The 25,627-nt window shown below is 62.5% G+C and carries 20 protein-coding genes; 11 read left to right on the top strand and 9 right to left on the bottom strand.

All coding sequences use genetic code 11. From position 1 onward, the window contains the following. Positions 1 to 10: 10 nt before the first annotated feature. The 5 genes from CAG00_RS06650 to CAG00_RS06630 all read left to right on the top strand — a co-directional run bounded on the left by CAG00_RS06650 (position 11) and on the right by CAG00_RS06630 (position 5,734). On the top strand, positions 11 to 1,183 hold the full coding sequence (locus CAG00_RS06650; RefSeq protein WP_085663871.1) for an acyl-CoA dehydrogenase family protein: 1,173 nt from the start codon (positions 11 to 13) through the stop codon (positions 1,181 to 1,183). After that, positions 1,183 to 1,950, top strand: coding sequence for an SDR family NAD(P)-dependent oxidoreductase (locus CAG00_RS06645; protein WP_085663870.1), 768 nt, complete (start codon positions 1,183 to 1,185; stop codon positions 1,948 to 1,950). The genes CAG00_RS06650 and CAG00_RS06645 overlap by 1 nt, the downstream gene beginning before the upstream one ends. A 96-nt stretch (positions 1,951 to 2,046) precedes the next feature. Beyond that, positions 2,047 to 3,699, top strand: a complete 1,653-nt coding sequence (locus CAG00_RS06640) for an acyl-CoA synthetase (protein ID WP_256575234.1) — start codon at positions 2,047 to 2,049, stop codon at positions 3,697 to 3,699. Positions 3,700 to 3,755: 56 nt separating this feature from the next. Beyond that, positions 3,756 to 4,079: a DUF485 domain-containing protein gene (locus tag CAG00_RS06635; RefSeq protein ID WP_085663869.1), complete on the top strand. Its 324-nt coding sequence runs from the start codon at positions 3,756 to 3,758 to the stop codon at positions 4,077 to 4,079. Next, positions 4,076 to 5,734: a cation acetate symporter gene (locus CAG00_RS06630; RefSeq protein WP_085663868.1), complete on the top strand. Its 1,659-nt coding sequence runs from the start codon at positions 4,076 to 4,078 to the stop codon at positions 5,732 to 5,734. The genes CAG00_RS06635 and CAG00_RS06630 overlap by 4 nt, the downstream gene beginning before the upstream one ends. Positions 5,735 to 6,003: 269 nt before the next feature. Here CAG00_RS06630 and CAG00_RS06620 read toward each other — a convergent pair whose 3' ends face one another. The 9 genes from CAG00_RS06620 to CAG00_RS06580 form a co-directional block, all read right to left on the bottom strand. Continuing rightward, positions 6,004 to 6,852: an NAD(P)-binding domain-containing protein gene (locus CAG00_RS06620; RefSeq protein WP_371858538.1), complete on the bottom strand. Its 849-nt coding sequence runs from the start codon at positions 6,850 to 6,852 to the stop codon at positions 6,004 to 6,006. 118 nt (positions 6,853 to 6,970) lie between these two features. Next, complete coding sequence (locus tag CAG00_RS06615; protein ID WP_085663865.1) at positions 6,971 to 8,350, bottom strand: aspartate aminotransferase family protein; 1,380 nt, start codon at positions 8,348 to 8,350, stop codon at positions 6,971 to 6,973. 94 nt (positions 8,351 to 8,444) lie between these two features. Beyond that, the gene (locus CAG00_RS06610) at positions 8,445 to 9,698 is read right to left on the bottom strand and encodes a diaminobutyrate--2-oxoglutarate transaminase (RefSeq protein WP_085663864.1); all 1,254 of its coding nucleotides are present in this window, start codon (positions 9,696 to 9,698) and stop codon (positions 8,445 to 8,447) included. 46 nt (positions 9,699 to 9,744) lie between these two features. Next, positions 9,745 to 11,169, bottom strand: coding sequence for a gamma-aminobutyraldehyde dehydrogenase (locus tag CAG00_RS06605; RefSeq protein ID WP_085663863.1), 1,425 nt, complete (start codon positions 11,167 to 11,169; stop codon positions 9,745 to 9,747). Positions 11,170 to 11,248: 79 nt separating this feature from the next. Further along, positions 11,249 to 12,580, bottom strand: a complete 1,332-nt coding sequence (locus CAG00_RS06600; RefSeq protein ID WP_085663862.1) for an APC family permease — start codon at positions 12,578 to 12,580, stop codon at positions 11,249 to 11,251. A gap of 12 nt (positions 12,581 to 12,592) precedes the next feature. After that, entirely contained in the window at positions 12,593 to 13,750 is a 1,158-nt protein-coding gene (locus CAG00_RS06595) for an iron-containing alcohol dehydrogenase (protein ID WP_085663861.1), read from the bottom strand. Positions 13,751 to 13,969: 219 nt separating this feature from the next. Then, positions 13,970 to 14,845, bottom strand: a complete 876-nt coding sequence (locus CAG00_RS06590; protein WP_085663860.1) for an alpha/beta fold hydrolase — start codon at positions 14,843 to 14,845, stop codon at positions 13,970 to 13,972. After that, the gene (locus CAG00_RS06585; protein WP_085663859.1) at positions 14,842 to 16,368 is read right to left on the bottom strand and encodes an NAD(P)/FAD-dependent oxidoreductase; all 1,527 of its coding nucleotides are present in this window, start codon (positions 16,366 to 16,368) and stop codon (positions 14,842 to 14,844) included. The genes CAG00_RS06590 and CAG00_RS06585 overlap by 4 nt, the downstream gene beginning before the upstream one ends. 302 nt (positions 16,369 to 16,670) lie before the next feature. Next, positions 16,671 to 17,249, bottom strand: a complete 579-nt coding sequence (locus CAG00_RS06580; RefSeq protein ID WP_085663858.1) for a TetR/AcrR family transcriptional regulator — start codon at positions 17,247 to 17,249, stop codon at positions 16,671 to 16,673. A gap of 388 nt (positions 17,250 to 17,637) precedes the next feature. Between CAG00_RS06580 and CAG00_RS06575 the strand changes: the two genes are divergently transcribed. The 6 genes from CAG00_RS06575 (at position 17,638) to CAG00_RS06550 (ending at position 25,625) form a co-directional block, all read left to right on the top strand. Beyond that, a complete protein-coding gene (locus CAG00_RS06575) occupies positions 17,638 to 18,525 on the top strand; it encodes a phytanoyl-CoA dioxygenase family protein (protein WP_085663920.1) in 888 nt (295 codons plus the stop codon). Between the two features lie 71 nt (positions 18,526 to 18,596). Continuing rightward, positions 18,597 to 18,812 carry a hypothetical protein gene (locus CAG00_RS06570; protein ID WP_054905267.1) on the top strand — a complete coding sequence of 72 codons (216 nt, stop codon included), beginning with the start codon at positions 18,597 to 18,599 and terminating at the stop codon, positions 18,810 to 18,812. A 177-nt stretch (positions 18,813 to 18,989) separates the two neighbouring features. Next, entirely contained in the window at positions 18,990 to 19,637 is a 648-nt protein-coding gene (locus tag CAG00_RS06565; protein ID WP_139832738.1) for a hypothetical protein, read from the top strand. Positions 19,638 to 20,142: 505 nt separating this feature from the next. Beyond that, complete coding sequence (locus CAG00_RS06560) at positions 20,143 to 21,531, top strand: DUF1329 domain-containing protein (protein ID WP_371858537.1); 1,389 nt, start codon at positions 20,143 to 20,145, stop codon at positions 21,529 to 21,531. Positions 21,532 to 21,555: 24 nt separating this feature from the next. Next, positions 21,556 to 23,202 carry a DUF1302 domain-containing protein gene (locus tag CAG00_RS06555; protein WP_371858536.1) on the top strand — a complete coding sequence of 549 codons (1,647 nt, stop codon included), beginning with the start codon at positions 21,556 to 21,558 and terminating at the stop codon, positions 23,200 to 23,202. Positions 23,203 to 23,210: 8 nt separating this feature from the next. Then, positions 23,211 to 25,625, top strand: a complete 2,415-nt coding sequence (locus CAG00_RS06550) for an RND family transporter (RefSeq protein WP_085663854.1) — start codon at positions 23,211 to 23,213, stop codon at positions 25,623 to 25,625. Positions 25,626 to 25,627: the final 2 nt, after the last annotated feature.

Here is a 25,627-nt window from a genome sequence, read left to right as displayed (position 1 = left end):
AAGGAAACCCATGAATTTCGCGCTCCCAGACGAACTGCTCGAACTGCAGGCCAGAACCCGCACCTTCATTGCCGAACAGGCCATCCCGTTCGAAAACGACCCACGCCAGGATGGCCACGGCCCCAGCGACGCCCTGCGTCGAGACCTGCAGGCCCGCGCCCAGGCCGCAGGCCTGCTGACGCCCCACGCCAGCCGCGAAATGGGTGGGCTGGGCCTGAGCCATGCGGCCAAGGCCATCGTCTTCGAAGAGGCCGGCTACTCGCCCCTGGGCCCGGTGGCGCTGAACATCCATGCCCCGGACGAAGGCAACATCCACCTGATGGACGTGGTGGCCACCGAAGCGCAGAAGGACCGCTGGCTGCGGCCTTTGGTCCAGGGGCATGTGCGTTCGTGCTTCGCCATGACCGAACCGGCGCCGGGCTCGGGGTCCGATCCGTCGATGCTGCGCACCACCGCCACCCGCGATGGCGACGACTACCTGATCAACGGCCGCAAATGGTTGATCACCGGGGCCGACGGCGCCGGGTTCGCCATCATCATGGCGCGCATGGAAGATGGCTCGGCGACCATGTTCCTGTCCGACATGCAGCGTGAAGGGATCGTCCACGAACGTCAGCTGGATACCCTGGACAGCTGCTTCACGGGTGGCCACGGGCAATTGCGCTTCGACAACCTGCGGGTGCCGGCCAGCGATGTGCTGGGCGAGATCGGCAAGGGCTTCCGCTATGCCCAGGTGCGCCTGGCCCCGGCGCGCCTGACCCACTGCATGCGCTGGCTCGGTGCCGCACGACGGGCCCATGACATTGCCTGCGACTACGCGCGCACCCGCGACGCCTTCGGCAAGCCGCTGGGCGAGCACCAGGGCGTGGGTTTCATGCTGGCCGACAACATGATGGACCTGCATGTGGTGCGCCTGGCGGTGTGGCACTGCGCCTGGGTGCTCGACCAGGGCCAGCGCGCCAATGTCGATTCGAGCATGGCCAAGGTGATCAGCGCCGAGGCGCTGTGGCGGGTGGTCGACCGTTGCGTGCAGGTGCTGGGCGGGCGCGGGGTGACCGGGGAAACCGTGGTGGAGCGGATCTTCCGCGACATTCGCCCGTTCCGCATTTATGACGGCCCGAGCGAAGTGCACCGCATGAGCCTGGCGAAGAAACTCCTCGACCAGCGCCCGGGAGCCCACTGATGCAGCCGACCCTTGCCCGATTGTTCGCCCTCGATGGGCGCCGCGCCCTGGTGACCGGCGCCTCCAGCGGCCTTGGCCGACATTTCGCCAGCACCCTGGCGGCGGCCGGAGCCGAGGTGGTGGTGACGGCCAGGCGCCTGGCGCCGCTGCAGAGCCTGGTCGAGTCCATCGAGCTGGCCGGTGGTCGCGCCCGGGCCCTGGCCCTGGATGTCACCTGCCGCGACGATGTGTGCCGGGTGCTCGACGCCGCCGGCCCGCTGGATGTGCTGGTCAACAACGCCGGGGTGAGCGACAGCCAGCCGCTGCTGGCCTGTGACGACCAGAGCTGGGACCGGGTGCTCGACACCAACCTCAAGGGCGCCTGGACCGTGGCCCAGGAGTGCGCCCGGCGGATGGTCGCCGAGGGGCAGGGCGGCAGCCTGATCAATGTCACCTCGATCCTCGCCAGCCGCGTGGCCGGCGCCGTCGGCCCTTATCTCGCGGCCAAGGCCGGGCTTGCCCACCTGACCCGCGCCATGGCCCTGGAACTGGCGCGCCATGGCATCCGGGTCAACGCCCTGGCGCCGGGCTACGTGATGACCGAGCTCAACGATGCGTTCCTGGCCGGCGAGGCGGGGGAGAAGCTGCGCGCGCGTATCCCAAGCCGGCGCTTCAGCCAGCCACAGGACCTGGACGGCGCCTTGCTTTTGCTGGCCAGCGATGCCGGGCGGGCCATGAGCGGCGCCGAGATCGTGGTCGATGGCGGGCATCTGTGCAGCAGCCTGTGAGCTGACCCGGACCCAAGCCTGAGGCGAGAACAACAATAAGCAGGAGATGTGTATGTACCTTCAATGCCTGGATAACCTGTCGATGGGGTGGCAGTGATGATTCACCCAACCTTCGAGCATGAGCTTGCCCCCAACAACGCCAACCATGTGCCCCTTTCACCCTTGTCGTTCCTCAAGCGCGCCGCCCAGGTGTACCCGCAGCGCGATGCCGTGGTCTATGGCGAGCGGCGCTACAGCTACCAGCAGCTGCACCAGCGCAGCCGGGCCCTGGCCAGTGCGCTGGAACGGGTCGGTGTGCAGCCGGGCGAGCGGGTGGCGATCCTGGCGCCGAATATCCCCGAGATGCTCGAGGCGCACTATGGCGTGCCGGGCGCGGGCGCCGTGCTGGTGTGCATCAATATCCGCCTGGAGGCGCGCAGCATCGCCTTCATCCTGCGCCATTGCGCGGCCAAGGTGCTGATCTGCGACCGTGAGTTCGGTGCGGTGGTACAGCAGGCACTGGCCATGCTCGACACACCGCCATTGCTGGTGGGCATCGACGATGACGCGGCCGAGCCGTGCGAGCTGGCCGATGACCTGGACTACGAGACGTTCCTGGCCCAGGGCGACCCGGCCAGGCCGCTGAGCGCGCCGCAGAACGAATGGCAGTCGATCGCCATCAACTACACCTCCGGCACCACCGGCGACCCCAAGGGGGTGGTGCTGCATCATCGCGGCGCCTACCTCAATGCCTGCGCCGGGGCGCTGATCTTCCAGCTGGGGCCGCGCAGCGTCTACCTGTGGACCTTGCCGATGTTCCACTGCAACGGCTGGAGCCACACATGGGCGGTGACCCTGTCCGGTGGCACCCATGTGTGCCTGCGCAAGGTTCAGCCCGAAGCGATCCATGCGGCGATTGCCGTGCATGGCGTGACCCACTTGAGCGCCGCGCCGGTGGTGATGTCGATGCTGATCCATGCCGAGCACGCCGGCGCGCCAAGCGGGCCGGTAGCGGTGATCACCGGCGGCGCTGCGCCACCCAGCGCGGTGATCGCCGCCATGGAGGCACGCGGCTTCAGCATCACCCACGCCTACGGCATGACCGAAAGCTACGGCCCCAGCACCTTGTGCCTGTGGCAGCCGGGGGTCGACGAACTGCCGCTTGAAGCCCGTGCGCAGTTCATGAGCCGCCAGGGTGTCGCCCACCCGATGCTCGAGGAGGCCACGGTGCTCGATACCGGCACCGGCCGCCCGGTCCCGGCCGACGGCCTTACCCTTGGCGAACTGGTGGTTCGCGGCAACACCGTGATGAAAGGCTACCTGCACAACCCTGAGGCCACCCGGGCCACATTGGCCAATGGCTGGCTGCACACGGGCGACCTGGCCGTGCTGCACCCGGACGGCTACGTGGAAATCAAGGACCGGGCCAAGGACATCATCATTTCCGGCGGCGAGAACATCAGCTCGCTGGAGATCGAAGAAGTGCTCTACCAGCACCCCGAGGTGGTCGAGGCAGCGGTGGTGGCGCGCCCGGATTCGCGCTGGGGGGAGACACCCCATGCGTTCGTCTCCCTGCGCGCCGATGCACGGACCGCGGTCACGGAAGGCGACCTGATCCGCTGGTGCCGTGAACGCCTGGCGCATTTCAAGGCGCCGCGACATGTATCCCTCACGGAGTTGCCCAAGACAGCCACCGGCAAGATCCAGAAGTTCGTCCTGCGCGAGTGGGCCCGGCAACAGGAGGCTCAGACCGCCGACGCCGAGCACTGATCGAGCTGCAACACCTGCACACCCCATAACAACAAGTACATTGATCGAGGTGTCCCATGTCCAGCCTGTTATACGCGCATGTTCGCGCCAGCGCCCGGTTCCAGCAACTGGTGACGCGCAGAAACCGTTTTACCCTGATCCTGTTCGTAATGATACTGGCCACATTCTATGGCTACATCGCATTGGTATCGTTCTGGCCCGAGCTGATCGCCACGCGCCTGGCCGAGGGGTCGAACATGACCTTCGGCGTCGCGGCCGGCGCTTTCCTGTTCGTGTTCTTCTGTGCGCTGTCGGCGTTCTATGTGTACCGGGCCAATGGCGAGTTCGACCGCCTGACGCAGGCGCTGGTTGCCGGGCTGGAAGAGGAGCAGGGCGCATGAAGAAACTACTGCTTCTGGCTTTGTTGCTGCACTCCGGCCTGCTGTTGGCATCGCCTGCGCTCGACGCAGGCCAGCGTCAGCCGCTCAACCTGCATGCGATAGGCATGTTCATGGTGTTCGTGCTGTTCACCCTGTGCATCACCTGGTGGGCAGCGCGGCGCACCCGCTCGACGGCGGACTTCTACAGCGCCGGTGGCGGCATCCTGGGCTGGCAGAATGGCCTGGCGCTGGCCGGTGACTACATGTCCGCCTCGACGCTGTTGGGGATCACCGCGCTCATCTACACCTCCGGCATGGACGGCTACATCTACCTCATCGCCTTCTTCGCGGGCTGGCCGGTGTTGCTGCTGTTGATGACCGAGCGGCTACGCAACCTGGGCCGCTTCACCTTCGCCGACATCACCTCGTACCGCCTCGACCAGGGCAAGGTGCGCACCATGGCCGCCATCGGTTCGCTGACCGTGGTGTGTTTCTACCTGGTGGCGCAGATGGTCGGGGCCGGGCAGTTGATCAGGCTGCTGTTCGGCCTGGACTACCACATCGCCTTGGTGATCGTCGGTGCGCTGATGATGCTGTATGTGACCTTCGGCGGCATGGTGGCGACCACCTGGGTGCAGATCATCAAGGCATTCCTGCTGCTGGTGGGCGGCTCCGTGGTGCTGTTCCTGGCAATGCGCGAATTCGACTTCAGCTATGACACGCTGGTCAGCAAGGCCATGCACACCCATGCCCTGGGCGAGCGTCTGCTGGCGCCCGGCAGCCTGCTGGCCGACCCGTTGACCGCGCTGTCGCTGAGCCTGGGGCTGGTGTTCGGCACCGCCGGGCTGCCGCATATCCTGATGCGCTTCTTCACCGTCAGCGATGCCCGGGAGGCGCGCAAGTCGGTGCTCTATGCCACCGGGTTCATCGGCTACTTCTTCAATGTCATTTTCCTGCTGGGCCTGGCGTCGATCGTGATCGTCAGCCAGCAGCCGCAGTTCTTCGAAGGCGGACAGGTGGGTGGCAAGCTGCTGGGCGGGGGCAACATGGTGGTCATGCACCTGGCCCAGGCCGTAGGCGGCAACCTGCTGCTGGGCTTTTTGTCTGCCGTGACCTTCGCCACCATCCTGGCCGTGGTATCAGGCCTGGCCCTGGCCGGGGCGTCCGCCATCGCCCATGACCTGTATGCGCGGGTGATCATGAAAGGCGCGGCCAGCGAGGCCCAGGAGCTGCGGGTGACCAAGCTGGCGACCCTGGGCCTTGGCCTGGTGGCGATAGCCCTGGGCATCGTGTTCGAAAACATCAACGTGGCCTTCATGGTCGCGCTGGCTTTTGGCATCGCCGCTTCGGCCAACTTCCCGGTGCTGTTCCTGTCGATGTTCTGGTCGGGGCTGACCACCCGTGGCGCGTTGGCCGGTGGCTACGTCGGGTTGGTCAGCGCCATGGGCTTCGTGGTGTTTTCCAAATTGGTGTGGGTGGATGTGTTGCACTTCGCCGAGCCGCTGTTCCCCTATACCCAGCCTGCGCTGTTCTCCATGCCGTTGGCGTTTGCGGTGGCGTATGGCGTTTCCAGGCTTGACCGGACCACGCGGGCCAAGGCGGAGAGGGCGGCCTTCGCCGACCAGTTCGTACGCGGCCAGACCGGCCTCGGTGCCAGCGGTGCGGTCGATCATTGAGTCACAAGCGGCCGCTGGCGGATGAGAGCCTGCGGCCGCGCTCCCTCCTTAGTACCCCCTGAAGACCTCGCCGATGCTGGTGATCGGATGCCCCATGTGCTGCGCCGCCGCTCGGTTGACGAGGGACGGCCTGGGGGCAAGCAGGGCACTCAGGAAAATGGCCAGCGTCAAGACGGCCAGCAGAAAACCAAATCGGCGCATAGGAACCTCCAGCGACATTTTTGTAGTTGTTGTCTTCGGGGTCGATCCGAGAAGCCTGTAGAGCACAGCTATTCCCTTGCGTCTTTCTCGCAGGCGAACACCTGGGTGGCGGCCACGATGTCCTGGTCGCCATAACCCATCGATTCCGCGCGCTGCACGACCTGGCAAACCGCGTCGAAGACCGGCGTCCAGGCCCCTTGTACCTGCAGGGACTGGGCAATGTGCGCGAAGGCGTGCGCATGCACATCGAGCCTCGCCTGATCGCCTGCGAAGTCCTGTGTTTCGAGTCGGCGTGTCGCTTCCTCCAGGGCGTCGGCGACGAAAAAGCGTGAGGTGTCGAGCAGGAGCCTGGCCGTCTTCGAAACCGGCAGGCCAAACCGCTCGCCCGCGCCCACGGCCTCGAAGAACGCAACCATCGCGGCAAACGCATGGGCGTGAAGCACGGTCGCAAAGGCCAGTGCTTCGTCCCAGGGAAGGAACACCGTATGCCCGGCGAGCCCTTCAAGCAGCGCCCTGTTCTGCTCGAAGGCTTCACGATCACCGGTATGAATGCTGTGGCTCTCGCGATGGCCGACGTTGCGCGGGTAGGCCACGATCATCCCTTTGACGTAATCGCCGCCTGCCCGGTTGACGAGGCCCTGAAGCGCCAGGCCCTCGTCCTGGGCGTTGGTGGTGTAGTCGACAATCGTGCGATTGGCCAGTGCATGCATCACACCTGGCATCCCGAGCACCTCGTGGGTCGCGTGGTCGTCCAGGAGCACGAAGATCGTGGCAGGGCTTGCGACCAGCGCGGCTTCGGCGCTGTCGCACAGGTGAGCGCCGGCGGCGACGAGCGCCGCGGCCTTGGCGGGTGAGCGGTTCCAGACCGCCACGCGTTTGCCTTGCTTGAGCAACGCGTGCGCCATGATCGTTCCCATGGCACCGAGCCCGACCACGGACACATCGAACTCGAAGCTTTCATCATTATTTTGTTCGCGCACGGCCAAAGCCTCCTGATTGTTGTTTGACGTGATGCCCCACGGGGGAGCCTTTTGCTCACAGCAGGTTCTGCGATCGCGCCCAGCCCGTCGCGTCAGCCAACGTGCGCTCGAAGGCGCTGAAGATCGCTTCGGTATCGTCCTGCGTGGTGATCAACGGCGGGCAGAACGCGATCGTGTCGTAGATGGCGCGAATGATCAGGCCGTGCTTGTGGGCCTGTTTGAACACGTAGCCACCCAGTGCACCTGGTTGGGCGAACGGTTGGCCGGTGGCCTTGTCCGCGACCAGTTCGATCCCGCCCATCAGCCCGACGCCTCGGACGTTGCCCACCAGCGGGTGGTCTTCGAACGCGCGCAGGTGGCGCTGGAACACAGGGGCCAGGTGCTGCACATGGCCAACCAGGTCGCGCTCTTCGATGATGCGGATGTTTTCCAGCGCAACCGCGGTGGCGACAGGGTGGCCCGTGCAGGTCAGGCCGTGGGCGAATGCGCCCAGGCGCTGGCTCTGGCTCACCAGCACATCGTTGATGGCATCGGACACCACCACGGCCGCCAGCGGCTGGTAGGACGAGGTGAGTTGCTTGGAGAGCACCATGATGTCGGGCTGGATGTCGTACAGCTGAGCCCCGAACATCGTGCCCAGCCTGCCGAAACCGGTGACGATCTCATCGATCACCACGAGGATGTCGTAGCGCTTGCACACGGCCTGGATCGCCGCCCAGTAGCCGGTGGGAGGAGGGATCACGCCGCCCGCTGCGATCACCGGTTCGCCGATGAAGGCGGCAATGGTTTCCGGCCCTTGCGCGAGGATGTAGCGCTCCAGTTCGTTCGCCAGGCGGGCCGAAAAGGCTTCCTGCGTTTCTCCAGGCCGGGCAAACCGGTAGAAGTTCGGGCACGTCAGGTGATGAACCGGGATGGCCGGCAGGTCGAAGTCGCGATGAATCGAGGGGATGCCGGTCAGGCTCCCGGCGGCGACGGTGGCGCCGTGGTAGGCCTGCTGGCGAGAGATGAACGTCTTCTTGTGCGGTTTGCCCAGCGCGTTGTTCACGTACCAGACCATCTTCACCATCGAGTCGTTGGCTTCGGAGCCTGAGTTGGTGAAGAACACGTGGTTCAGGTCGCCCGGCGCCAGCTCGGCCAGCTTGGCGGCGAGCGCTGCCGCCGGGGCATTGGTCTTGTGGCTGAAGCTGTGGTAGTAGGGCAGTTGCCTGAACTGTTCGACGGCGGCGTCGACCAGGCGCTGTTCACTGAAGCCCAAGGCAACGCTCCACAGCCCCGACATCGCCTCGATGTAGGCGTTGCCTTGCTCATCGAAGACCCGCACGCCATCGCCGCCGGCGATCACGAAGGGCCCGACTTCCTGGTGCTGCGCCAGGTTGGTGTTGGGGTGGATGAATGAAGCCAGGTCATTCTGGGCGGTTGAAGTGACGTTGCTCATTGACGTGATTTCCTGCCACGGTGGTTGTCCACTGCATGCGATGAGCCTGCGTACGGCACCTGTATCGATACGGGCCGCACGACAGGCCCTGCAGTTACTGGCTCAGCGCTGCCGCGACCGATTCACCGAAGGCTTTCAGGCCTTCTTCGAGCTGGTCGGTCGGGGTGTTCACCGGTGGCATCAGCTTGATGATTTCGCCGTTCGGGCCGCAGCGGTCGACCAGCACACCCGCCTGCAGCACACGCTGCTGGGCATCCTTGGCGAAGGCGACGTTGCCGCGGCCGAAGTCGATGCCGGCGATCATGCCGCGACAGCGCGCGGAGGCGACGCCTGGAATTTCCGCGAAACCGGCCACCGCGCGCTCCATGGCTGCGCAGTTGGTGGCCAGCAACTTCAGGAACGACTCGTCGCGCCAATAGCCGAACGCGATCTGGGCCGTCAGGAACGCCAGCTGGTTGCCGCGGAAGGTGCCGATGTGATCGCCCGGTTGCCATACATCCAGCCCGGCGCGAATCAATACGATCGCCATCGGCAGGCCGAAGCCGCCGATCGATTTGGCGCAGGTGATCAGGTCTGGCACCACCCCGGAGCGCTCGAAGCCGAAGAAGTCGCCGGTGCGCCCACAGCCGGCCTGGATCTCGTCGCAGATGAGCAACACGCCATGATCGCTGGTCCACTTGCGCAAGCGTTGCAGCCATGCGTTGGAGGCCGGGTAGACGCCGGCCTGGATCTGCACGGACTCGACGATCACCGCGGCCGGCAGCTCCGAGCCGCTGCCCTGGTCGTTGGCCAGGCGCTCGAGGAAGCCAATGCTGTCGAATTCGCCGTAGGGGCTGTCTTCGTATGGCACGAACACCACGTCGGTGGAAAGCCCAGGGCCACGGCGAGTGCGGTTGCCGGTGACGGCCAGGGCGCCGGCGGTCATGCCGTGGTAAGCCCCGTAGAACGAGACGACCTTGGTGCGCCCTGTCGCCTTGCGCGCCAGCTTCAACGCCGCCTCGACGGCGTCGGCACCGGTCGGGCCGGTGAACTGCACCTTGTAGTCCCAGCCGCGTGGCTTGAACAGGTCGCGCTCGATCGCCTCGAGGAACTGGCGCTTGGTGGTGGTGTGCAGGTCGAGGGCGTGGGTCACGCCGTTGGACGACAGGTACGCGATCAAGGCATCGCGCATGCGCGGGTCGTTGTGGCCATAGTTCAGGGCGCCGGCGCCAGCGAAGAAGTCCAGGTATTCGCGGCCATCTTCACCTCGGATCTTGCTGCCTTGGGCGGTATCGAACACCAGTGGCAGGTCACGGCAGTACATCCGCACGTTGGACTCGAGCCTTTCGAACGTCTCGATGTTGTTCATGCAAACCTCTTGAAAAAATGATCTGGGCTATCGGGGTGGTGGGCGGTCAGTGCTTGAACATCACGTGGCGAACCACCGTGTAGTCTTCCAGCCCGTACATCGACAGGTCCTTGCCGTAGCCGGACAGCTTCACGCCGCCATGGGGCATTTCGCTCACCAGCATGAAATGGGTGTTGACCCAGGTGCAGCCGTATTGCAGGCGAGCGGCCAGGCGATGGGCGCGACCCACATCGGCGGTCCACACCGACGAGGCCAGGCCGTAGTCCGACTCATTGGCCCATGCCAGTGCCTGGGCTTCGTCTTCGAATGACGAAACCGTCACCACCGGGCCGAAGATTTCACGGCACACCACCTCGTCCTGCTGCGTGGCGCCGGCCAGGACCGTCGGCTCGAAGAAGAAGCCGCCACCCGCAGCGCGCTTGCCGCCGGTGACCACCTCGATGTGAGGCAGCTCCTTGGCACGGTTGACGAAGCCCTCGACACGTTCCAGGTGCTCTTGGGTGATCAGCGGGCCCATCTCGGTCGCCGGGTCATCCTGAAGCCCGCACTTGATGCTGGACACGGCTTCGCCGAGCTTGCGCACGAACTCCGGGTACACCGCCTTCTGCACATAGAGGCGGCAGGCGGCGGTGCAGTCCTGGCCGGCGTTGTAGAAGCCGAAGGCGCGGATGCCTTCGACGGCGGCGTCGATGTCGGCATCGTCGAAGATCAACACCGGCGCCTTGCCACCGAGTTCCATGTGCATGCGTTTGACGCTGTCGGCGGTGCCTTCGATGATGCGGCTGCCGGTGCGCACGGAGCCGGTCAGCGACACCATGCGCACCTGGGCGTGGCTGGTGAGCGGCTCACCCACCGAGGCGCCGCGGCCGTGGACGATATTGACCACGCCGGCGGGGAAGATGTCGGCGAGCAACTCGCCCAGTTTCAAGGTGCTCATCGGCGTGTGTTCCGACGGCTTGAGCACGACGGTGTTGCCGCCGGCCAAGGCCGGGCCCAGTTTCCAGGCCGCCATCAGCAGGGGGTAGTTCCACGGCGCGATGGAGGCGACCACGCCCACCGGGTCGCGGCGGATCATCGAGGTGTGCCCCGGGATGTACTCGCCCGCCGCCGAGCCCTGCAGGCAGCGCACGGCGCCGGCAAAGAAGCGGAACACGTCGGATACGGCAGGCAGTTCGTCCTGCAGCACGGCGGTGAACGGCTTGCCGCAGTTGTCCGCCTCCAGACGGGCGAACACCGGCGCCTGGGCATCGATGCTGTCCGCGAGCTTGAGCAGCAGTGCCGCGCGGTCCTTGGGCGGCGTTTGCGACCAGGCGTCGAAGGCCGCATCGGCGCTTTGCACCGCGGCATGGACCTGGGCGCGGCTGGCTTCGGTGGTCTGTACCAGGACGCTGCCCAGGGATGGGTTGTACACGTCGAGGTTTTCGCCTTCGCCGGCCACCAGGGCACCGTTGATCAGGAGTTTGGTTTGCATGTCGATTCTCGCCATTGAACGGCAAGGCGAGGGCCTTGCCTTGTGGTTGTCGTCAGGGCATTCGATTGGAAGGTGGCCGCTACGCCAGCGCGTCGGGCACCGGGTTGCGGAAGAAACTGGTCCGGCAGGCGAGGTAAACCGCGCCTAGGGCGAGCCAGATACAGCCCATGATCAGTGCGTCTTTATCCAGGCTGGCCAGCATCCAGCCGGCCGTGACCAGGCCGATGAGAGGGAAGAGCACGCCGCGCAGCAGGCCAGCGCCGTCCTTGACCTGTGCGTCGAAGGTGAGCCGCAACGCGCAGAGGTTGACGGCAGTGAAGGCGAGAAACGCGCCGAAGTTGACCAGCGACGTCGCGGTGGCGATCGTCAGGCCAAAGCCCGCGGTGCCGAAAATGCCGCAGAGCAGGATGTTGAAGACCGGGGTCTTGTAGCGAGGGTGCAAGGCCCCGAACAGCTTGCGCGGCAGTTGGTTGTCCCGGCCCAGGGCGTACAGCAGCCGGCCCACGCTGGCCTGGAACGACATGCCCGCGGCGAAGTGGGCGATGATGATCCCCGCCAGGACCACGGCGAAGAACAGGTCGCCGCCGATCATGCGGGCGATCTCGAAGGCGGCCCCATCCACGAACTCGAAGGTGGGGGAGGGGTGCGCCAGGTACATGAAGTACGAGGAGCCGACATAGACCGAGCCGCCGATCAAGGCGACCAGCAGGATGGCACGCGGCAGCGTGCGACCCGGGTCGCGGGTTTCCTCGCTGAGCGTGGACAGCGCGTCAAAGCCAAGGAACGAGTACGCGGCAATGGCGGCGCCGGCCATGCTGGTGGCGAAGGGCACGTCCTGGTTGAAGAACGGCTTGGCCGACAGCAGCCCGCCTGGGCCGTTTACTGCCACGATGTAATGCACGCACAGGCTGATGAACACGACGATGATCGCCAGTTGCGCGACCATCAACAGCACGTTGAAGCGGTTGGCGACCTGGATGCCCAAAACATTCAGCAGCGAGGTGGACACGATGAACCCGGTGATCCACACCCACTGCGGCACCTCTGGAAAGGCCATGTTGAGGTAGCTGGCGCCAAGCAGCCAGATCAGCATCGGAATGAAGAAGTAATCCAGCAGGGCGGCCCAGCCCACCATGAAGCCAAGGTTCGCGCTCAGCATCTTGCGGGTATAGGTGTAGGCCGAACCGGCTACCGGGAACACCCTGACCAGCCGGCCATAGCTCAACGCCGTGAACACCACGCCGGTCGCTGCGATCAGGTAGGCCATCGCCGTGGTGTTGCCACTGGCCTGCGAGATCACGCCATAGGTGCCGAAGACGATCAACGGGGCAAGGAACGCCAGGCCGAACAGCAGGACCGAAAACGGGCCCAGGGTGCGCTTCAGCGAAGCGCTGGGGGGTGATTCGCTCATGACTGACATCCCTCACGCTACGAAGTGGTAAGCGGTGGCGACGATTTCACGGTAGGTTTCCACGGTCATTTCCTTGGCATTGCTGCCGTCGGAGAAATTCTTCTTCGACTTTTCAGCGATGGCCAGGAAGTCTTCCTCGCGCACGCCTTTCACCTCGGCGAAGCGGGGGATGCCCAGGTCCCTGCTCATCTGGAACAGGTAGCCGACGGCGGCCTCGGCGGCCTCGGCCGGCGAAAGGTTGGGGTCGATACCCAGCGCGTAGGCGACTTGCGCGTGGCGGATGATGTCGGCGTCACGGTTATGGCCGAACACGAAGGGCAGGAAGATCGCGTTGCCCATGCCGTGTGGCGTGTCGTACATGCCACCGATGGCTTCGGAAATGCAGTGCACGCTGGCGACGTCCGCGTTGCCGAAGGCCATGCCGGCGATCAGGCTGGCCACCAGCATCTGCTCGCGGGCGTGCAGGTTGCCGGGTTCCAGCACGGCGGGCTTGAGGTGTTGGCTGATCAGGCGGATGGCATGCAGCGCCAGGCCGTCGCTGATGGGGTTCGACACGCGGCAGGTGTAGGCTTCGATGGCGTGGGTCAGGGCATCCATGCCGGTTGCGGCGGCAATCGACGCGGGCAGCGTGTCGAGGATATGAGAGTCAAGCAAGGCCAGGACTGGCCCGAGTCGGTAATCATGCACGCTCATCTTGTAATGACGGGCGGTGTCGGTGATCACCGAGAAGCAGGTTACTTCGCTGCCGGTGCCAGCCGTGGTCGGAATGGCAACGATAGGCGGGATGGCATGGGTGAGCGTGAACGACCCTTCGTAGTCCTCGATCCGACCCTCATGGCTGAGCAGCACGCTGATGGCCTTGGCTGCATCCATGGCACTGCCACCGCCGATGGCTAGCAAGCCATCGATACCTTTGCCGCGGTATCGCTGCGCGATCTGATTGACGTCCTCGCTGCGCGGATTGGCCTTGATGTCCGACACTTCCTCGAAGGCGATGCCTGCCTTCTCCAGGCTGGCGTAGACGCTGTCCAGCAGGCCCGCCGCCTTGACCCCAGGATCGGTCACGATGAGCACGCGGGCCAGGCCAAGTGAGTGCAGGTGTTCACCGGTGCGCTCGCGCAGACCAGGTTCCATCACGACTTTGCTGGGGAGTAAAAACTTGAAGTCCATACGTACCTCTTGCTCAATTGTTGTCATTGTTGAAAGGGCAGTAGAGGAGCACTTGCGCCAGGCCGTGGATAACAGCTCGAGCGGGTGATGTGTGGCCTGGCAATTCGCACAAGCCAGCATTTTGTTGTTGTGGGTTTTGCTTGAAGCTGTGGTCAAAGGCCTCCTTCGGGGGGAAAAAGAGGGGCGGCCAAGCTGCACGCCCCTGAAAGGGTGATCGCGCTACAGCATGTGTCCTGCCAGCAGGGACAGCAGCGTGCCGGACAGGCAAGGCGGGAAGTCGTGCCCCATCCCGGGCAGCAGCACCAGGCTGGAACCACGGATAGCTGCGGCTGTGGCGTACCCGCCGCTGGGCGCGACCATGAGATCTTCATCGCCATGGATGACCAGGGTGCGGCAACGAATCCGTTGCAGTTCCTGGGTGCGGTCGCCGGAATTGATGATCGCGCCGATCTGCCTGGCCGTGCAGATGTTGCTGGCCTCGCCACCGCCTCGCTCCCAGGCCAACAGGGCATAGTCACGGAAGGCGGGCTCATTCCACTCCAGGGTCGAGCCGATCAGGCGCATGATGTCCAGGTAGTCGCGAACGCTTTCCTGCTCGCTGCGCGGCGGGCGGCGCAGCAGCTGCCGAATGGATTTCAACGCCGGCTGGCCGACGCGCAGCGATCCGGTGGTCGAGAAGATCGAGGTGAGCGTCCTGATACGCTCGGGGTAACGGGCAGCGAGGGTCTGGGCGATCATGCCGCCCATCGACATGCCCACCACGTGCGCCGTTGCCAGGTTCAGGCCGTTCATGAGCCCGATCACGTCGTTGGCCATGTCACCCAGGTCATAGCCGGGGGTGCGCTTGCGCAAGAACTGCTGCATGGCCGTGGGAGGCACTACGTCGGTGAAGAACGACCGGCCCGAGTCGCGGTTGTCCAGCGTGATGACCCGAAACCCCCGCTCGACCAGGCCGGCGATGATCGGTTGCGGCCAGTAGGTCAATTGCAGCCCCAGGCCGACGATGAGCATCACCGCTGGCGCTGTTTCGGACCCGTGGCTGCGATAGCAAAGGGGGCGCTCGCCAGGCAGTTCGCAGAAGCGATCGGGGCTCATCCGCGGCTACCCTGTTGTTGCAGCTCGACGTTCGCGCGCAGGGGCGTGCTGGGTACGGAGGAGAACGCCAGGCACTTGTCAGCCACAGCGCCGCGGCGCAGGAGTTTGGTATCGCGGAAGTAGTCCATCGACATCACCCAGGGCTCGCTTGGCCCTTGGCGCGGAATGCTGTCCAAGGCGCGTTGCACATAACCGGCACCGAAATCCAGCAGAGGGCGGGTCTGGATCCCGTCTGGCGCCCGGGGTTCGCAAACGTTGTAGCCGTGGTTGTCCATGAAACCCAGCAGGCGACAGAAGTGATCGCACAGCAGGCACACTTTCAGGGTCCAGGAGGAGTTGGTGTAGCCCACCGCGAACGCGAAGTTGGGTACACCGGATAGCATAGTTCCTTTGTAGGCGAGAGTGTCGCTCAGCACCACTGGCTTATCGTCCTTGTACAGACTGATCCCCCCGAACATCTGCACATTCAGCCCCGTGGCGGTAATTACGATGTCAGCTTCCAACGCCTTGCCGGATTTCAGCAACAGGCCGGATTCGGTGAACCGCTCGATATGGTCGGTGACGATGTCGGCCTTACCCGCGCTGATCGCCTTGAACAGATCGCCTTCAGGTACCGTGCACAAGCGCTGGTCCCAAGGGTTGTAGGGCGGATTGAAATGGACGTCGACCGGGTAGCCTTTCGGCAGCTCCTTGCGCGTCAGCCACAGCAGCAGTTTGCGGGAAAGCTTGGGGAAGCGCTGGCAGAAGGCCCAGAAGGCCAGGGTGATCCTGGCGTTCTTGTAGCGTGTCAGAGAGTAAGCGGTTTGCTCGGGCAGGACCTTGCGCAGAAACGCCGCAATCGCATCATTGGCTGGTTGGTTGATGATGTAGGAGGGCGTACGCTGCAGCATGGTGATGCTGGCAACTTTGTCCGCCATCGCCGGAATCAGGGTCACTGCCGTCGCGCCGCTGCCGATCACTACGACACGTTTGCCCGTGTAATCCAGGTTCTCTGGCCAGTGTTGCGGATGAACGATCTGCCCCTTGAACTGTTCGGCTCCCTCGAAGCGGGGGCTGAATCCTTGGTCGTACCTGTAATAGCCGCCCGCGCTGAACAGCCAGCGACATTCGATTGTGCGGGCCTGCCCCAGGTGACCGTCCTCCACCCGCACCGCCCACAAGCCCTTGTCCGTTTGCCAGTTCGCCGAGATGACTTTCTGCTTGTACTGGATCAAGGACTCCAGCTCATGCTCGTCGATCGCTTCACGCAGGTACTCGAGAATGTCTGCGGCGTCCGCCAGGGATTTCGCCTTGGTCCAGGGCTTGAAGTCGAAGCCGAAGGTGTACAGGTCGGAGTCCGAGCGGATGCCGGGATAGCGGAACAGGTCCCAGGTGCCGCCCATTCGCTCACGAGACTCGAGAATCGTGAAGGTCTTGTGAGGCTGATGGCGTCGCAAATAGGCCGCCGCGCCGATGCCAGACACACCGGCTCCCATGATCAATATATCGAGTGGCTCAACCGGAAGAGCAGTGTGCGAGGACATAGGGCTTCCCATTACTGTTTTTTAGGACTGATCTTTTGACTTGATCATTTGACCATGATGAGGCGACAGATTACCTGGGGCAAGGTGCAAAATGCACCGAGAAGCTATTTTTTTGGGACGATTTGAACCTGGTGGGATTGGGGTAGGGGTTATTACGCGTCGGACGACTCCAGGTTTTGGCGTCGTTATGACAGGGCGGTATGTGGGTTTGGGTGGGAAGAGGCGACAGTCCGTTTGTCTGTCAGACCCTATGGATACCGGATTGCCGTGTCACACCGGACCACGGCAATCTGAATGACGTCTCAGTAGCTGGCCACCAGCAGCTTAACCGCCTGGCAAGCCGTTTCTGTCTCAGCCTCCAGGCGTTCGAGGTTGCCGTGGGCAGTCCAGGAGAGAAGCAAACCATCGAAAAGGTTGATGAGCAGCCGACTGACTGTGGTGAGTGCGGCCTGATCCAGCGCATCGCCGGTCGCCTTCTGGATGGCCTGTCGGGTGGCTTCGATGGAAACGGTATAGATCTTCGCTGCCATTTCCGGGTCATTGCGCAGGTTCCAGAAGAACAGCTCGAACTGGGTTATGGCCCGTTCGGGGTGTGCGATGAACCACTTGACCAACTGGCGCAGCATTTCCCCTACCGATTCGGCGGGGAGAGCGTTTGCCGGAGCCTGCAGCGATTGCTGCGGCATGTTGATCAAGGACTCGTAGACCGCATAGAACAAGTCTTCCTTGGTGTGAAAAACGTAATGCAGCGAGGCCAGCGGCGAATCTGCCGCTGCAGCAATGCGCCGCGTCGTGGCGTTGGCTATGCCGTGTTCTGCGATCACCTTGATGGTCGCTTCAATGAAATCCTGTCTGCGTTCTTCCGCGCCTATCCGAGCCATTCAGCGTTCTCCCCTTTTGGCCTTGCGCCAACCGCCGGGTCCGGCGTCGGCGGTGACGAATGCTATCGCAAAGTCATGGCCCAATCCATGAGATGAGTCGATGCAACCCTTTCCGTCTGCGGTCTTGCCGTCGGTATGTGGCCATTGCCCAGAGGCAGATGCTGACTGCCGTACCTCACCGAGGCCGGGGCAGTGGCGAGGTTGTAAAAAAACCAGATCAAATGACTTGATCAAATGACTATATTCAATAATCATGGCAATGCCGAGCAGATCATTACGGGCTTCGGCAGCGGCATAAAAGGTTGCTGTGGTGGTTGCGCCGGTGGGACGAGGCGGTTGCCTGGGCTCGCTGGATAGAACAATGAAAAACCGGACAGGTAGAAGGCAGATGGATACACAAAAACTCTCGACGGTCAGCAGTGATGCGTCGGTGGAACAAGTGGTGGAAATCATTCGGCGTGACGGCGGGGTCATCATTGCTAATTTCGTCTCGCCAGAGACGCTCAAGTGCCTCACCGAAGAGCTGGACACCTACTTGAATGTCACGCCCTGCGGAGAAGACCCCTATTTCGCAGGCATGCAGACCCGTCGTATCGGTCGTATCATCGGGCGAAGCGATACAGCGGTGGAGGTGGCACTAAACCCGTTGTTCATCGGCGCGGCCAGGCAGATCTTGCAGACACCGACCCATGTCTGGGTGGGCAGCGACCGCATCGAGATGGCACCTGACATTCAACTCAGCATTACCCAGGCCATTCAGATCGGCCCGGGCCAAGGCCTCCAGCCCCTGCACCGCGACGATGCCACCTCGCTGTGGCGACATCCCCAGTTCGGGCGCGAGGCCCGCCTGCAGATCATGCTGGCCATCTCGGACTTCACCGAAGAGAACGGTGCCACGCGCGTTATTCCAGGCAGTCATCAATGGGATGACGAGCGCGGGCCGACCCAGGAAGAAACCATCGCCGCCGAGATGAAAGCAGGCTCTGCGCTGTTGTGGCTGGGGTCGGTCTATCACGGCGGTGGCGCCAATACCACAGCGTCTCCTCGTACTGGTCTGACCATGGCCTACGACTTGGCCATCCTGCGCCTCGAAGAAAATCACTTCCTTTCCATTCCCATTGAACGGGTTCGCCAGCTCCCCGCAGAAATGCAACGCCTGCTGGGCTGGAGTGTGAGCTCCACGCTGCTGGGCTGGGTGGAAATTGATGGCCAGATGCGAGACCCACAAGAGCTCTTGGGCATGCCTGCGTTTTCCGAGGCGGGAAAAGGCTTCTGAGCCCCTGAGTTTGCACAGCCTGCTGCGTATTGAATTTCTGCCCTTTTGGGCGCAACCAAGGAGATGACACCATGGCGTTCTCAATCGACTCGAAAGTTGGCGAGCTGCTGGATAACAGCACTACGAGCCAGATCCTTGAAAAGCACCTGCCCGGTATCGGTAAACACCCACAAATTGGCATGGCCCGTGGCTTTGCCTTAGTGACGGCGGCGAAATATTCTGGCGGGTTTATTTCTCAGGAAACGCTGAATAAAATCGACAGCGACCTGAGGTCTCTGGTCGACTAATCACGGCCATGCTGACCTGCTCGTATAACTTTAGTTGCCGGTGCAGGTCAAATAATTCAGCCCGTATTTCCCCGCTGATCGGGTTTGCAATAGTCGTCCGATTGGCTGCCGATTTCGACGTGCAGTGTGATGTCGATCCTCAGATTGAGAGAGGCTGTTCTCGTGGAACTGATAGAAGTGAGTATCCTGGGCTCATGTATATTGCTAATCATCTGTGGTCTGTATTATGGGGCGGCATTCCTCGGGCGAAGAAATTATCTGCTCGGCGGAGAGTTTTTGATTGTCGGGATATCCGCGACGAATTTCGCGATCTTCCTCGTTACGGGCTGGCTGGAAAATTATAACGTTGCCATATTCCTCGATGCTTTTTCCCGGGGCGTTGGAATTCCTGTTATTGCAACGCTTGGCTTGATGGCGGTAACGCACGATTACAAACCGTCCCCGGTGAATGACATTGTGTTGTTCCTGGCTGGCTTTACGGTTGCAGCCATTTACTTCATGTCGAGTTCATTCAAGCAGTTCCTGCCTTATTTTTATATGGTGATGTGGCTGGCGTACACAGCGTACCTGGCCTATTTCATTTGGCGACTGGTTTGTGCCAGAGAGCTTCTGCATGCGCTGGCTACCACCTTGGGCGGTGTGGCGGGGCTAACGATAGCATTCCGGTATGACTTCTTTCCGATTCCGGGTGACGACTCAAAGATGGTATTCATGACCTTTGCTTTCTTGACTTGGTCGTACTCGATTGTGCAATCGTTCTATGCCTATGGTGCACTTCAGCGTTCTAGAAGTGCCCCAGGTGAGGCGTTACTCAATGCTCGTTGAATTGAGCGGCGCAGGTGCGCCGTTATGCCGCCAATTTCTTGATTCGAAGTAACTCCATGTCGGGCCATAGGCCCGCTTCTTTACCGCCTCCAGGGGCGGTTTTTTTATGGGTAATTGATTCATTTCCATGATTGGGTTTTCAATGGAAATATTTAAGGCTTGCTCAAAGTAAACGGCAGCTTGCGATGGGTAAGTATAACTAGCAATGCATCATGGTTGGGCATGCGCTGGTAACACATGTTTCTTTACTTCCCATTAAGGTGCAGGCATCTGATGAACATAGATCGCCACTGTCGACTAAACACCTGATTTATCTAACTTAATCATTCCACGAGACTTCTGGCATATGGATTGCTTTCTGATCATTTGACATGGTCAATTGATCATGTCAAATGATCAGCCTGCGATAGGTGCCCATTTCCGTGTGGATGGTCGGGTAGCCGGTCCAGGCCCTTTGTTCGAGGAGCCTCCAATGAAAGAAGTATCTACAGGGCAGAAAGACGACATGTCCGCCCGCTGTATTTTCAGGCATCTGCTGGTTACCCTCGCGGTATCGACCGCGATGTGCTCGGTACAGGCCGCACCCCAGGGGGCGGGGGAGCTGGGTTCGAAGCTGACGCCACTGGGCGGTGAGGTGGCCGCTAGTTCAAGCGGGGATATTCCGGCCTGGACTGCTCCGGGGCCGCAAGGGGGGGGCTGGAGCTATGGCCAGGTGCGGGGGGACCACTGGAAGTTCAAGGATGACAAACCCCTCTACAGCATCGACTCGAACAGCGTGACGCAGTATACGAGCAAGCTGTCCCCCGGCCAGCTCGAACTGTTCAAGAAGATTCCGGGCTATCGCATGGACGTCTACCCGACCCGCCGCACCTGTGGCGTACCGGACTTCGTGGCGGATAACACGCGGCAGAACATTGGCTTCGCCAAGCTCGACTCCACAGGGGTTGCCCTCGAGGACGCCCATGTGCCAGGCATCCCGTTCCCTCTGCCCAGTACCGGCGCAGAGGTGATGTGGAACATGAAGATGCGCTATCGCGGCCTTGGTGTCGAAATTCCCAAAAGCATTTCAGGCATTTCACCGCGCAAGGGCGGGGAGTGGTTACGCCAGTCGTCAGACACCTTTTTCTTTACGCCCTGGGGAAAGAAAGGCAGTGCACTTTTTTCGTCCATTGGCCGCTTGGAAAACGCCACGTTCTCCAGTTACCGGGAGCCAGCGGCGCTGGCCGGCCAGGCTGGTGTGCAGACGACTGTAGCAGGCGAGCAGGCCAGCACCTTCTACTATTTCCCCGGCCAGCGTCGGGTGAGGCGCATGCCATCGTATTCCTACGACGCTCCGCAGATCGGGCTGGACAACCAGTACACCGTCGATGAGGCGAACGTGTTCTTCGGAGCCATGGACCGCTTCGATTGGAAACTGATCGGCAAGCAGGAGCTGCTGGTGCCGTACAACGCCTTTGGCGCCTATGACACCGCAGCCAAGGTGGAAAGCTTCGCTGGCGACGATTCCATCGCGCCACAGTCGCGCCGCTACGAACTGCATCGTGTCTGGGTCGTCGAGGCCAATGTTCGCCAGGGCATGCGCCACCAGGCACCCAAGCGCCTGTTCTACATCGACGAGGACAGCTGGAACCCGTTGCTGGCCGTTGACTATGACAAGCAAGGGCAGATTTGGAAGGTGCGTGAAGGGTTCTCGATCCCCGTCTACGAGATCGGCGCGTGCGACGTGCAGGCCCAGGTCCAGTACAACCTCGCCGATCATCGTTACCTGTTCGACATGACCTCGATCGGCGCGGGCAAGAACGATATTCGCTGGCTCACCGAAGACAGTGGCAACCCTCGCCTGAAACGCGACTTCTTCACCTCCGACAACCTGCGAGCCATCAGCGAGCGCTAAACCGACGCCAGATCGAGAGCCCACATGAAAAAAATAATTACGAAAGCATCAGGCCTTGTCATCGTGTGCGCAACCCCACTGGCAATGGGGTTCACATTTGAAACCGAAACCCTCAATGGCTCCTTCGACTCCACGATCACCGCAGGCATGGGCCTGCGTACCGAGTCACGGGCCTGCAACCTGATCAACCAGGGGCCGACCGGGCACAACGTGCCCTCCGGCTGCCTGGCGCAGAGTTCCGGCGTGGCGGACCAGGGCGACCTGAACTACGACCGCGGCGACATGTTCACCAACTACCTCAAGGGTACCCATGAGCTGTTGCTGAAGATGCCCGAGGAATTCACCTTCATGGCGCGCGGGACCTGGATCCGCGACTTCGCTGCCACCGATACCACCGGCACGCTGTCGTTCAACACCCCAGAGAGCGTCGGCAGCAACGGGCTGAGTGACGACGCCCGCGACGACCTCGCCTTCAAGGCTCGCCTGCTGGACCTGTGGGTGAGCAAAGGCTTCGACATGGGCGGGCAGCGGGTCCGTGCGCGCCTGGGCAACCAGGTGATCAACTGGGGCGAAAGCCTGTTCGTGGCCGGTGGCATCAACAACACCAACGCCTACGACTACCAGGCCTTGGCGCGCCCCGGCGTGCAGCTCAAGGAGGCCGTGCTGCCCGCGCCGATGCTCAGTGTCGCTTCGGGCCTTGGCTCGGGTGTTAACGTCGAGGCCTACTATCAGTTCCGCTGGAACAAGAGCGAGTTGCCGCCGGTGGGCAGCTACTGGTCCACCAACAACGCGCTGGGCGAGGGCAGGGGGGACTACGGGTTCTCCGAGAAGGACGCCCGCGACAGCGGCCAGTGGGGCCTTTCGCTGCGCTGGCAACCGGAGGACAGCGACATAAACTACGGCTTCTACGTGATGCGTTATCACGACAAGTTGCCGTCATTGCGCGTCGCCATTCTTGACCCGGACACCTTCGCCGCTGCCCCCACCTGGGAATACCAGGAAGACCGAATGATGTATGGCATCAGTGCCAACATGCCGATCGGTGACTGGGCCGTCGGTACGGAGCTTTCGTACCGGCCGAAGGACTCGGTCATGCTCAACCCGGTCATCGACCTGTGCTCCAGCAATGGCGGCAAATGCTGGAAGGACGAAAAGAAGTTCCAGTGGCACCTCACCGGCCTGTACAGCTTCACGCCTTCCAACTCCCCGACGCTGCTCGACTTCACCGGAGCCAGCACGGGCACCTTGTTGTCCGAGCTTGTGGTCATCAAATACCCAGGGCTGCATGACGAGGTCAATGGCGAGCCACTCGCTGCGGGGCTCAATACCTGGCAGTTGGACCCTGCGACAGCGCCCAAGCCCCGTGGCGACAAGACGTCCTCTGGCATCAACCTGGACTTCAGCCTGACCTATGACGGCACCTTGCTGCCGGGCTGGCAGGTCACGCCAGGTGTATTCTATTCGCGCTCGCTAGGGGGCAGGACGCCGAACCTGAGTGCGACCTTCACCGAGGACGCGAGCAGCATGAACCTGTATCTGAACTTCGTGCGAAACCCGGCCAGTTGGCAGATCTCCCTCAACTACGCAAAGTTCATGGGCGGCGACACGCCCTACGACCAGCTTTATCGTGACCGCGACTATGTCGGCGTTGCGATTTCCCGCACCTTGTGAGGCCCGCCGTGAACGGTTCTGTAAAGTTATCCGAAGCTCCGGCACCTGGCCTGCTGTCACGTGTCGAGGGTGTGTTGTTCGGGCATCGTCGTCTGGTGCTGGCGACCCTGGCGGTGTTCACGCTGATCATGGGCTGGTTCGCCGTGCAACTGCGTATGGATGCAGGCTTCGAAAAGCAATTGCCGGTAGGCCACGAATACATCAAGACATTCGAGGCCTACCGCAACGACCTGCTGGGAGCGAACCGGCTGACCATCGTGGTCAAGGCCCGACAGGGCGATATCTGGAGCGCCCCGGGCCTGAAACGGCTGTATGACGTCACCCAGGCGGTGACCTTCCTCCCGGGGGTTTCCCGCAGCAGCGTGCGTTCGTTGTGGACGCCCAATGCCTTCGTCAACGAAATCACCGAAGAAGGTTTTCGCGCTGACCCACTGGTACCAGGAACGGTTTCGCCCGAGCACCTGGATGACCAGGTCATCGCGACGATCGCCAGCTCCACCGCCCAGGGTGGTTTCATCGGCACGCTGGTTTCCCGGGATCAGAGCAGTGCGATGATCACGGTGGAACTCAACGAATACGACACCAATGGCGCGCACCTTGACTATGTGGCGTTCAACCACAGGCTGGAGAAAGAGATCCGCCAGCAATTCGAGGATGGCGATTTCGAAATCCAGATCATCGGTTTCGCCAAGCAGATCGGTGATATTGCTGACGGGGCTTCAGCCGTGCTGGAGTTCTGTCTGCTGGCGTTGCTGCTGACGGCGGGGGCGGTGTACTGGTATTGCCACTCGCTGCGCTTCACGCTGCTGGCGCTGGTCTGTTCATTGGCCTCTCTGGTGTGGCAGTTCGGTAGCCTGCGCCTGTTGGGGTACGGGCTCGACCCGTTGGCGGTGCTGGTGCCCTTCCTGGTATTCGCCATCGGGGTGTCCCATGGCGTGCAACAAATCAACTTCATCGTCCGCGAGATCGCCATCGGCAAGAGCGCCGAAGCGGCGGCGCGTTCGAGCTTCACGGGGTTGCTGATCCCCGGGACGCTGGCGCTGTTGACCGCGCTGGTTTCCTTCGTGACGCTGCTGTTGATCCCGATCCCGATGGTGCGGGAGCTGGCGATCACGGCCTCGCTTGGCGTGGCCTACAAGATCATCACCAACCTGGTGATGTTGCCGTTGATGGCGTCGTTACTGCGTGTCGATGACAAGTACGCCGCTGCCCAGGAAGCCTCCCGGCAGCGCCGGACCCGCTGGCTGCGTGGCATGGCCCGGCTCGCCGAGCCGCGCAGGGCACAATGGGTGCTTGGCGTTGCCTTGGTGGTATTCCTGGTGGCGATCTGGCAAAGCCATGACCGTGTCGTTGGCACGCTGCAGGCGGGCGCGCCGGAATTGCGCGAGGACGCCCGCTTCAATCGCGATGCGGTCTCCATCGCCGGCAACTACGACATTGGCCTGGACTGGCTCAGCGTGGTGTTCGAAATCAACAAGGAGCCCTCTGGCGAAGACAGCCAGGTGGCCTGCGAGGATGTTGCCCTAGGCCAGTACCAGGATCGCTTCGTGTGGGCTATGCAGGGGGTGCCCGGTGTCCTGTCGGTAGCGTCGTTCTCCAGCAACATGCGCCAGTTCAATGAGGGCTACAACGAAGGCAACCCGAAGATGGCAGCGGTGCCCATTGACCCGATGAACTACGCCGCCCTGGCTACCGAGGTTGCGCGCACGCCCGGGCTGATGCGCACCGACTGCAGCATGTCCGCAGTGCACCTGTACCTGGCCGATCACAAAGCCACCACGATCAACCGGGTAGTGGATGCCGCCAAGGCATTCCGCAGCGAGTACCCCCTGCCAGGCATCTCGGTGCGCCTCGCTTCGGGCAACGCCGGGGTGCTGGCAGCCATCAACGAAGAAGTGGAAAAAAGCGAAACACCCATGCTGCTTTACGTCTATGCCGCCATCGCATTGCTGGTGTTCGTGGTGTATCGCGACTTGCGGGCAGTCCTGGTGTGTTGCCTGCCGCTGACCATCGGCACCTTCATTGGCTACTGGTTCATGAAGGAGCTGCAGATCGGACTGACCATCGCCACCTTGCCGGTGATGGTGCTGGCGGTGGGCATTGGCGTCGATTACGCCTTCTACATCTACAACCGTCTGCAACTGCACCTGGCTCATGGGCAGTCGATTACCAAGGCCGTGGAATACGCGCTGCTCGAAGTGGGTGTCGCCACTATTTTCACCGCCATCACCCTGGCCGTGGGCGTGGCCACCTGGGCCTTCTCGGAACTCAAGTTCCAGGCCGACATGGGCAAGCTGCTGGCCTTCATGTTCATCGTCAACATGGTCATGGCCATGACCGTGCTGCCGGCCTTCGCCGTGTGGCTGGAGCGGGTATTCCCACGTAAGCGCCCCTTGCGCATGATCGGCGCGCTGGTGCACTGAGG

Source organism: Pseudomonas sp. B5(2017) (assembly GCF_002112825.1).
GTDB classification, from domain to species: Bacteria; Pseudomonadota; Gammaproteobacteria; order Pseudomonadales; family Pseudomonadaceae; genus Aquipseudomonas; species Aquipseudomonas putida_Z.
This window is presented reverse-complemented; position numbering and strand designations above follow the sequence as displayed.

Bases quoted from the DNA above. Each gene is read 5' to 3' on its own strand.
- CAG00_RS06635 (WP_085663869.1), top strand. From the start codon at position 3,756: ATGTCCAGCCTGTTATACGCGCATGTTCGCGCCAGCGCCCGGTTCCAG.
- CAG00_RS06640 (WP_256575234.1), top strand. From the start codon at position 2,047: ATGATTCACCCAACCTTCGAGCATGAGCTTGCCCCCAACAACGCCAAC.
- CAG00_RS06620 (WP_371858538.1), bottom strand. From the start codon at position 6,852: ATGGGAACGATCATGGCGCACGCGTTGCTCAAGCAAGGCAAACGCGTG.
- CAG00_RS06560 (WP_371858537.1), top strand. From the start codon at position 20,143: ATGTCCGCCCGCTGTATTTTCAGGCATCTGCTGGTTACCCTCGCGGTA.
- CAG00_RS06590 (WP_085663860.1), bottom strand. From the start codon at position 14,845: ATGAGCCCCGATCGCTTCTGCGAACTGCCTGGCGAGCGCCCCCTTTGC.
- CAG00_RS06585 (WP_085663859.1), bottom strand. From the start codon at position 16,368: ATGTCCTCGCACACTGCTCTTCCGGTTGAGCCACTCGATATATTGATC.
- CAG00_RS06575 (WP_085663920.1), top strand. From the start codon at position 17,638: ATGGATACACAAAAACTCTCGACGGTCAGCAGTGATGCGTCGGTGGAA.
- CAG00_RS06615 (WP_085663865.1), bottom strand. From the start codon at position 8,350: ATGAGCAACGTCACTTCAACCGCCCAGAATGACCTGGCTTCATTCATC.
- CAG00_RS06630 (WP_085663868.1), top strand. From the start codon at position 4,076: ATGAAGAAACTACTGCTTCTGGCTTTGTTGCTGCACTCCGGCCTGCTG.
- CAG00_RS06650 (WP_085663871.1), top strand. From the start codon at position 11: ATGAATTTCGCGCTCCCAGACGAACTGCTCGAACTGCAGGCCAGAACC.
- CAG00_RS06570 (WP_054905267.1), top strand. From the start codon at position 18,597: ATGGCGTTCTCAATCGACTCGAAAGTTGGCGAGCTGCTGGATAACAGC.
- CAG00_RS06605 (WP_085663863.1), bottom strand. From the start codon at position 11,169: ATGCAAACCAAACTCCTGATCAACGGTGCCCTGGTGGCCGGCGAAGGC.
- CAG00_RS06555 (WP_371858536.1), top strand. From the start codon at position 21,556: ATGAAAAAAATAATTACGAAAGCATCAGGCCTTGTCATCGTGTGCGCA.
- CAG00_RS06645 (WP_085663870.1), top strand. From the start codon at position 1,183: ATGCAGCCGACCCTTGCCCGATTGTTCGCCCTCGATGGGCGCCGCGCC.
- CAG00_RS06610 (WP_085663864.1), bottom strand. From the start codon at position 9,698: ATGAACAACATCGAGACGTTCGAAAGGCTCGAGTCCAACGTGCGGATG.
- CAG00_RS06580 (WP_085663858.1), bottom strand. From the start codon at position 17,249: ATGGCTCGGATAGGCGCGGAAGAACGCAGACAGGATTTCATTGAAGCG.
- CAG00_RS06600 (WP_085663862.1), bottom strand. From the start codon at position 12,580: ATGAGCGAATCACCCCCCAGCGCTTCGCTGAAGCGCACCCTGGGCCCG.
- CAG00_RS06595 (WP_085663861.1), bottom strand. From the start codon at position 13,750: ATGGACTTCAAGTTTTTACTCCCCAGCAAAGTCGTGATGGAACCTGGT.